The following is a 7,411-nucleotide window of genomic DNA, read 5'->3' as shown; positions in this document are numbered from 1 at the left end:
ATAGGAAAAATAGAAAATCCTTTATATTTTATCGAAAATACAAACAAAGAAGATAATATTCATTTGAAATTGAAACCCACTTTATCGGCTTCAATAGTCAAATCGCATGTTCGTTTCGGAGTGGAAATAGCAAAAAAATATAAACTCCCAAAAGAGATTATAGCGGCAATAAAAGAGCATCATGGAACGAGCTTAATCAAATATTTTTATGTCGAAGCTTATAAGGAAAACCCAGATGTCGATGTTAGTTTATTTACTTACCCAGGTCCAAAACCTCAATCAAAAATCACGGCTATACTTATGATACTCGACTCGATAGAAGCGGCGAGCAGAACTATAGAAATTCCTACAAGAGAAAATTTGGAAGGATTAATAAAAAATATTGTAAACGATAAAATGGCTCAAGGCGAATTAAACGACAGCGGACTTACATTAAAAGATATTGAAACTATAAAGAGAATTTCTTTCCAAAAAATAATAGTTTCTTTGCATGAAAGAATCAAATATCCCGAACTTCCCGATGAAAACGAAAAAGATTCCAAAAATGAAAAATCGACTAATGGCAAATCGAATAACGATAAAAACGATAAGAATAAAGATAATAAAGAAAGCAAAATTGGAAAAGAAATTAATAAAGATATAAAGAAAGTTCCGATTAAACATAATAACGAAAAGGAAACTTTGAAATATAAGGATAATTCCCAAAAAGATAAAGACAAAGAAAAAAATAATAAAGATAAAAATGTCGTCATGAAAAAATAAAATTATGAAAGCGAATGTTTTTAATCAAACTAATTACGATATAAACTTAAAATATTACAAATTCTTTTTATCGAACGCTTTAAAAGTTTCGGGTATTAAAGGCGAAGTTAATTTGCTTTTTTCTAACGATAAATTTATAAGAGAATTAAATAAAAAATTTAGAAATAAAGATAAAGCAACCGATGTTCTCACTTTTCCCTCGGGCGATATTGAAGAAGGAGGCGACATCGTTATTTCTTATCAGTGGGTAAAAAATAGATACGAAGAAAAAAATATAAAAAAAACTATTATCAAATTAATAATTCATTCTATCTTGCATTTGCGGGGAGTTCATCATGATTATAGCGAAAAATCTTTGAAAGAAAATTATAATAAAATGAAAGAATTATATTTGAAAGTTATTTCGCATATTAAAACTAATAAAAAAGCTAAAGTAAAAAATATAAAATAAAATATAAATATTTAGGAAATTATATTATGAGAATAAAAAAATTATTAGAAAAAATAAAAAATGACGAAAGCGAATTAAACGAAGGAGATTATATAAATTTAAGTTCGTTAAGCGAAGCGGAAAGAGAGATAATCACAAATACGATAGCTTTAAGGACAAAAAATGTAAAAGAGATAATGGTTCCGCGAGTAGATGTGATAATGGTTGCAATCGACACTCCTTACGAAAAAGTTATTAAGGCTTTCGATAAAGGAAATTCTAGAATTCCCGTTTATAAAGACGGAGTTGACGATATAGTTGGCGTTTTATATGTAAAAGATATGATAGAAACGGACGAGAAAAATTTTAATTTGAAAAAACTGCTTCATAAACCTTTTTTCGTTCCAATTTCAATATCTCTTATGGAACTTTTAAGAAATTTCAGAGAGAGACAGGTTCATATAGCGATGGTTGTCGACGAATACGGCGGATTTTCTGGAATAGTTTCTATGGAAGATGTATTAGAGCAAATAGTCGGCGATATTAGAGACGAATATGACGAAGAAGACGAAGAAGTGAAAAGCAACGAAGACGGAAGTTATTTGGTGGACGCGAGAGTGAGGATAGAAGATTTCAATAAATACGAAATACTGCCCGCCATACCAGATGACGATGCGGACACTATAGGCGGATTTTTATTTTCTTATATCGGAAGATTGCCTAAACGAAACGAAGCGATATATTATAATAATTATTCTTTTACCGTAGTCGGAAAGAGCGGAAATATAGTGACGAAAATAAGAATTGAAAAATTAAGTAGAGATAATCCAAATTATATAGAAGAGACAGCCGATACAAAAAATATTGACGAATAATATTTAATTCTTAACAATCAATCTATTTAAATAATTGCGTTATATCGTTTATCGTTATGAATATAGCCAAAGTTATTAAAAACGCCGCTCCAATAGTCTGTATTTTAATCAATACTTTTCTATCGAGAGGTTTTCTCATTATAAGTTCAATAAAAGAAAATATTATCATTCCTCCGTCCACGACTGGAAGAGGAAGAAGATTCATTAAAAATAATATAAGGCTTATAGTCGCCGTAAACGAAAGAATAGTTTTTAATCTGTATTCGGCGCTAACGGAAATCACTTGCGAAGAAATTTGAATTATTCTCACGGGACCGCCCAAATTTTCTCTTAAAGATAATTTTCCCGTAAAAAGCAATTTCAAACCGTTTATATAAGAAGAAATATAATATCCGCTCTCTTTAAACGCTTCTAAAATAGATTTTGGAAAAGAAACTCCATCGACTTTTTCAATTTTCATTGGGACGCTTTCAAATTCAACTCCCAAACTTCCGTAAGTTCCGATTGTTTTTGAATTAACGGGTTTTGGAATCGCCTCTCTTATTATCTCCTCTCCGTTTCTTATTATAGTAATATTGATTTTTTGCGAATAATTATCCATAACGATTGGACGAAAATCCGCTATATTATTTGCCGAAATTCCGTTTATCACGATTATTTTATCTCCTATTTTTAATTCTGCTTCTTCCGCAGCCGAACCAGAAACTATATTTTTTATTATAAGATTGTCTCCGAAATATAATCCCAAAGCTCTCTCTCCGCTTAAAGCTTTCAAAATTTCCACAGATGGAATCGCTATATTTACGCTCTCTCCGTTTCTGTCTAAAGTAAATATTATTTCGCTTGCGCCTTTTTGAATCGTCTCTTCGTTTATAGTTTTCAAAATATCGTTATCGGATTCTGTTTTGATTCCGTTTATTGCCGTAATTGTGTCTCCGCTTTCTATTCCGTATTCGTAAGCCAAAGTTATTCCTTGTTTTGTATGCATATATTTTCCGTCTCTAAAAACCGAAACGGTAGGAGAATATAATTCTACAGTCGAAGGAATCGAAACCAATATTATAAGAAGTATGAAAGCGAATAGATAATTGAAAAACGGTCCTGCAAAATAAATTATTATTCTTCTTAAAGGAGATATATTCAAAAAATCATCATCTTCGAGTTCTTTATATTTTTTTATCTCTCCATTGTCTTCTTCAATTTCTTCTGGAATTTCTCCTTTAAATTTACAATATCCTCCAAAAGGAATAATCGACAATCTAAAATCTATATCTTTAATTTTTCTTCTAAATATTATAGGACCGAAACCTATCGAAAAAGCTTCCGCCTTGATTCCAACCGCAAGCCCCGCGAGCAAATGTCCCATTTCATGAACGAACACCAATACGCTAAGAAGTATGATTCCTAAAATCCAACTCATAATAGAACCTCCAAAATAAAATATATTAACTATTCTTAAATTTTTAGATTTATAATTCAAATTAAATTTGATAAAAGATATACTTAAAATAAATTTATTTCAATAGTCGAATTTACCTAAAAAATATAATAAAAGCGGGAACTTTTTTATTTTAATTTCGTCTAAATAATTGAATAAAAAATAATAAAACAATATAATATAATAAAAACGAAGTAATGGACGGATTAATTATGACAAAAAAAAGATTTTATATTTTTGCTATATTGACAATATTTTTAGCGACATTTTTATCGGTTTACGGACAGCCGCCTCCTCCAGCTGGGCATGGAAAAAAGCATGAAAATAAGAAATTGGGACCGGACCCGTTTCAGTTTTTCAGAAAAGCGGGAATAACTCTTTCGTCCGAACAAACGAATCAAATATATGAAATCGCCATGAAATCGATAAACGAAGAGCAACCAATTAGAGAAGAAATTGAAAAAATAGATTATAATATGAAAACCGAGCTTATGAAAGATAATCCCGATAGAAATATATTAAGAGATTTGATAAATAGGAAGAAAGAAATCGAAGCGAAAAGGGACTGCTTGATTATATTTAGAGATTTGGATATAATAGGAATTCTTACTCCAGAACAGAAAGTTTTATTAAATAAATATAGGAAAATGTAATTTATCTTTATCGAGTTTATCGAAAGAGGGATAATTATGAACGGTGCGGAAATGACTTTTGAAGACGATATAGACGCTTTTAAATCGTCCAACGAAGAAGCGTATAAAGAACTTATGGCTACTTATAAAAAGCCTTTGATTAATTTGGTTAATTCTATTATTTCAAATTATGACGAGGCGGAAGAAATAGTGCAGGATGTTTTCGTCAGATTTTACTTAAAGAGAGACAGTTTTGAAGGCAGGTCAAAAATCTATACTTGGCTTTATAGAGTTTCGTTTAACAGAGCCGTAGATTATATAAGAAAAAAAGAGCGAGAAAAAAGGTATCGACTTAAAGAATATAGAAATGTCGAAATGCAGGAATCGGGAAACGATGAGAGCATAAATAAAATTATATTGGCGGAATCTTTGGCAAAATTGGAAGATAGTTTTCGTATTCCTCTTATAATGTCAGAATATGAAAATTATTCTTACGAGGAAATTTCTCAAAAATTAGGTTTGCCAGTAAATACTATTAGAACGAGAATTTTTAGAGCGAGAAAAAAACTTCTATCTATAATGAAAAAAATGGGGGTAAGTTTATGAAATTCATAAAAAACCATGAACATTATGAAATGCTTATAAGCAGATATAAAGACAAAGATTTAAACTATAACGAAATACTTGAAATGAATAAACATTTGGAGACTTGCGAATCTTGTAAAAAATTTATGAGCGATATTGATTCAATTTCTTCAATATTAACGGGAAATAAATCTATAAAGATTGAAAAAGCTAAACGCAGAATTTATCCTTATATTATTTCGATGGCGGCGGCGCTTTTAATATTTGTCGGAGTCGCGGTAATATTAAACAATAATTCCAACAATAACGAATTGATAGTTTCAAATAATATTGACGCTCAATATATTTCGGAAGATTTTGATAGAAACGGATACGGCGATTATATTCCGCTTTCGACATATTTTAACGAGGAAGAGGAATTAACCAATAACGATGAAATGATTATATTGTCTTCTTATATGTATTATGTCGGACAAGATTAATTTTTAGTTTTGCTTGGAATTCCAAAAGGTATTCTCAATTTTACTATAGTTCCCGCGCCTTCGGAACTGTCAATGGTTATCGAGCCTTGCATCGTGTCGAGCAAATCTTTAACGACAGAAAGTCCGATTCCTATTCCTCCGTATTCTCTTTCAAATCTCGAATCGCCTTGATAAAACGGAATGAATATTTTTTTTAATTGTTTCGGTTTGATTCCTTTTCCCGTATCTTTTACCGTTATTTCTATTTCGTTTGGAATTATATTTTTCATCGAATGATAATTAAATAAATCGGGCGAAAAATCCAAATTCTTTTTTTCTATCAAATCGGGAATTCTCACATGAATATGGACGCTTCCAGCTTTGGTAAATTTAAACGCGTTCGATATTATTCCTTCCATTATGAGTTTAAATCTTTCTATATAACCGATTAAAATAACGCAATTTTTTTCAACTTCCACTTTTGCGTCAATTTCTTTCGGATAAATCGATTTATAACCTTCGACTATCAAATTCAATTCTTCTTCGATATTGAATTCGGATAAATATTTTGAAACCTCGTCATCTTTGATTGAAATTTGTATTAAATTATTATTCGTTTCGTAAAGTTTTTTTATGCTTTTTGAAATTACATTAAGCGCTTCTTCTTTTTTCTCTTCGTTCAAATTTTTCTTTTTAAGCAAATTTATATAACCCATTATTTCGGTAAAAGGATGCCTCAATTCATGCGTCACCGTAGCTTTAAATTCTCTTATGAGTTTATTATAGTATTCCGCGTTTTTCTTTAATGAATTAATTTCGTTTAAAAGCGATTTCAATCTTCTTTGCAAAATTAAATTATGTTTTTTTTGCCTTTCGTAAAGAATCGAAAAATATAATCTGTTTAGTCCGATTTCCGTTCCCGCGTTTTTTATTATTCCTTCTTTGCGCCAATTCATAGCCTCGTTAAACTGCACAAAAAAATGTTCTATAGTTTCTTCCATAACGGAGCCGTCAGTTTTTGGCTTTTTTTTAGGCTCTATTCCCGTTATATCGCAAGTGGCAATATTTATTCTTTCCGTAATTATTCCAGAAGAACTATAATATCTATGTCCCAAAACGGCAATATTTTTTAAAGGCACGCTGTAGCCCGTTTCTTCTTCCAATTCTCTTTGAGCGCATTTTTTTATCCCCAAATGTTCGTCTTTTGCGTTCATTTCGTCTTCTTCGAGCATTCCAGCGGGAAATTCCAAAAAGTTTATTATATTCTCGTCTATATCTTCCGCTCTTTTATTTGTCATTACTTTTTCTCTATAATAAACTACGGGGCGAAAGTTAGTTATCATTAAAACATGAAGCTGATTTTCTATATAAGCGTATGGAACTATTATAACGGCGTCTCGTCCTCTTCGGTTTATAATATCGCAATTATATTCTTTTGAAAAAGTGCCGTCATCGTATTCGTTTATCGCTATAAATCTCTCCAAATTGACAAAGCCCGTATTGAGTTCCACAGGCGGAGATTTATGAAAAAATTTTGTATCTTTTACTTTTTTTATATTCTTTTTTTTAGCGCCGCTCATATTATCAAATCGCAATCCCAATTTTTCGTTTTCATTTAATCTTTTTTAATAGAGTTATAGAATTTCCCGTTTCGTTATATTTTATTTCATCGAAGTATGATTTCATCATCATCATTCCTCTTCCGCTGTTTCTCATGAAATCCTCTTGCTTTATTTTTTCAATCGCTTTTTGAGGTTTGAAGCCTTCTCCTTCGTCTCGGACGATTAAAGTTATATAACCGTTTTCTATTTCCAAAGAAATTTCCACAAAAGTATTTTTCGCCGCTTCGGTTTTTAAAAGTTCGGCTAATTTTTCATGGTATATATTTTTTTCAATCCATTCTTTTTTAGTTTCGTAGGATATTCCCAAATTTCCATGCTCTATCGCGTTTATAGCCACTTCGTATAAAGCCGCCGCAAATAAATTTACATTTGCTTCGTCTATAAACCCCGATATTTCGCCGCATATATCTTTTATAAGTCCCGCTACTTCTCCAATACTGTTTTTTAGAATATATTTTTTTATCATATTAAAAGCTCATTAATCAATTAAACTTGCCTATTATTTATATATTATAATATTATTAGAAATAAATCAAATTTATAATATGTAATAATAAATTAATATAGAATTATTATGAAAATATTTAAAACCTCGTAAAAGCCGTA

At 30.5% G+C, this 7,411-nt stretch carries 9 protein-coding genes; 6 read left to right on the top strand and 3 right to left on the bottom strand.

The annotated features are described in order from the left end of the window. The 3 genes from EZH24_RS04710 to tlyC all read left to right on the top strand — a co-directional run. Positions 1-762, top strand: a 762-nt coding sequence (locus tag EZH24_RS04710) for an HDIG domain-containing metalloprotein (protein WP_137997966.1), incomplete at its 5' end; no start/stop codon positions are given. A gap of 4 nt (positions 763-766) precedes the next feature. Beyond that, complete coding sequence (gene ybeY / locus EZH24_RS04705) at positions 767-1,213, top strand: rRNA maturation RNase YbeY (RefSeq protein ID WP_137997965.1); 447 nt, start codon at positions 767-769, stop codon at positions 1,211-1,213. Positions 1,214-1,239: 26 nt separating this feature from the next. Continuing rightward, complete coding sequence (gene tlyC, locus EZH24_RS04700; protein WP_137997964.1) at positions 1,240-2,067, top strand: hemolysin C; 828 nt, start codon at positions 1,240-1,242, stop codon at positions 2,065-2,067. A gap of 22 nt (positions 2,068-2,089) precedes the next feature. On the opposite strand, the gene rseP is transcribed toward tlyC, so the two are convergent. After that, positions 2,090-3,487: an RIP metalloprotease RseP gene (rseP, locus tag EZH24_RS04695; RefSeq protein WP_137997963.1), complete on the bottom strand. Its 1,398-nt coding sequence runs from the start codon at positions 3,485-3,487 to the stop codon at positions 2,090-2,092. Positions 3,488-3,717: 230 nt separating this feature from the next. Here rseP and EZH24_RS04690 point away from each other — a divergent pair, with 230 nt between their 5' ends. From EZH24_RS04690 to EZH24_RS04680, 3 genes are read left to right on the top strand one after another with little or no spacing between them, the layout of a single operon-like run. Beyond that, positions 3,718-4,158, top strand: a complete 441-nt coding sequence (locus EZH24_RS04690; protein WP_137997962.1) for a Spy/CpxP family protein refolding chaperone — start codon at positions 3,718-3,720, stop codon at positions 4,156-4,158. A gap of 36 nt (positions 4,159-4,194) precedes the next feature. After that, a complete protein-coding gene (locus tag EZH24_RS04685; RefSeq protein WP_137997961.1) occupies positions 4,195-4,743 on the top strand; it encodes an RNA polymerase sigma factor in 549 nt (182 codons plus the stop codon). Beyond that, on the top strand, positions 4,740-5,204 hold the full coding sequence (locus EZH24_RS04680) for a zf-HC2 domain-containing protein (RefSeq protein ID WP_137997960.1): 465 nt from the start codon (positions 4,740-4,742) through the stop codon (positions 5,202-5,204). The genes EZH24_RS04685 and EZH24_RS04680 overlap by 4 nt, the downstream gene beginning before the upstream one ends. Here EZH24_RS04680 and EZH24_RS04675 read toward each other — a convergent pair. Then, entirely contained in the window at positions 5,201-6,763 is a 1,563-nt protein-coding gene (locus tag EZH24_RS04675) for an ATP-binding protein (protein ID WP_137997959.1), read from the bottom strand. The two genes, EZH24_RS04680 and EZH24_RS04675, sit on opposite strands and share 4 nt — an antisense overlap. Before the next feature lie 31 nt (positions 6,764-6,794). Further along, on the bottom strand, positions 6,795-7,271 hold the full coding sequence (locus tag EZH24_RS04670; protein ID WP_236847069.1) for an ATP-binding protein: 477 nt from the start codon (positions 7,269-7,271) through the stop codon (positions 6,795-6,797). Between the last annotated feature and the right edge of the window lie 140 nt (positions 7,272-7,411).

This window comes from Brachyspira catarrhinii (genome assembly GCF_005518285.1).
Classification (GTDB): domain Bacteria; phylum Spirochaetota; class Brachyspiria; order Brachyspirales; family Brachyspiraceae; genus Brachyspira; species Brachyspira catarrhinii.
This window is presented reverse-complemented; position numbering and strand designations above follow the sequence as displayed.